General features: G+C 70.1%; 1 protein-coding gene. It reads right to left on the reverse strand.

Annotated elements, in window-relative coordinates; all coding sequences use genetic code 11:
* Positions 1-158 precede the first annotated feature (158 nt).
* A partial coding sequence (locus D183_RS0102860) for a chemotaxis protein CheA (protein ID WP_017907659.1) occupies positions 159-1,377 on the reverse strand: 1,219 nt, incomplete at its 5' end.

Consider the following 1,377-nt stretch of genomic DNA (forward strand, 5'->3'; position numbering starts at 1 on the left):
AGCGGCAGCGCCAGCGCCGCGACGGCCGCGGCGGCGGGCAGGGCGACGGCGACGACCGCGGCCGTCGGCAGGGTGGTAAGGGGCGTCCGGTTCTGGGACATGACGGCGATTCCTGGTTGATGGCGTGACGTAGGAATGACGGCAGGCGATGCGACGGTTCAGGCCGCCAGCGATTCGGTGCCGGGTTGCAACTGGCCGATGAGCGACGGCACGTCCAGGATCAGGGCGACCCCGCCGCTGCCGAGGATGCTGGAGCCGCTGATGCCCTTGACCTGGGCGAAGACCTTGGAGAGCGGCTTGATCACGGTCTGCCACTCGCCCAGCAGGGTGTCGACCACCAGGCCGAACCGCTGCGAGCCCTGGCGGATCACCACGATGCTCTCGCGCGCCGGCGGCGCGCCGGCGATGGCGAACAGCGAGCGCAGGCGCACGTAGGGCAGCACGTTGCCGCGCAGGTCGATGTACTCGCTCTGGTAGTTCGGTGCGAACTCCACGCATTCCTCGACCACGTCCAGCGGCACCACGAACACCGACTTGCCGACCCCGACCTGGAAGCCGTTGATGATTGCCAGGGTCAGCGGCAGCCGCACCGAGATGGTGGTGCCGACGTCCTGCTGGCTGCTGATGTCGACGCTGCCGCGCAGCGCGGCGATGTTGCGCTTGACCACGTCCATGCCGACGCCGCGGCCGGACAGGTTGGTGACCTTCTCGGCGGTGGAGAAGCCCGGCTCGAAGATCAGCGCGAACACCTCGCGGTCGGAGAGCTGGCGGCCGGGTTCGATCAGGCCGCGTTCCAGCGCCTTGGCCAGGATCCGGTCGCGGTTGAGGCCGCCGCCGTCGTCGCTGATCTGGATGACGATGCTGCCGGAATCGTGGAAGGCGTTGAGGCGTACCGTGCCGCGCACCGGCTTGCCGCGCGCCTGGCGCACCTCGGCCGGTTCGATGCCGTGATCCATGGCGTTGCGCACCAGGTGGGTCAGCGGATCGGCGATCTTCTCCACCACCGACTTGTCCAGTTCGGTGTCCTCGCCGTTGACCACCAGCGCGATGTCCTTGCCCAGTTCGCGGGCGACGTCGTGGACCACGCGGTGGAAGCGGCTGAAGGTGCCGCCGATCTTGACCATGCGCAGCTGCAGCGCGCTTTCGCGCACCTCCTCGACCAGCCCGGCCAGGATCGAGGTGGACTCCAGCAACTGCGCATCGCCGGTGCGCTGCGCGTTGGCGCCGGTGCTGGCGACCGCGATGATCAGCTCGCCGACCAGGTCGATCATGCGGTCGAGCTTGTCGGCGTCGACGCGGATCGAGCCGCCTTCGCCGCGCGCGCCCGCGGCCTTGGCGGGGCCGGCATTGGCGGCGGGGGCCGCTGCCGCGGCCGGC

Source organism: Xanthomonas sp. SHU 199, assembly GCF_000364665.1.
Taxonomy (GTDB): domain Bacteria; phylum Pseudomonadota; class Gammaproteobacteria; order Xanthomonadales; family Xanthomonadaceae; genus Xanthomonas_A; species Xanthomonas_A sontii.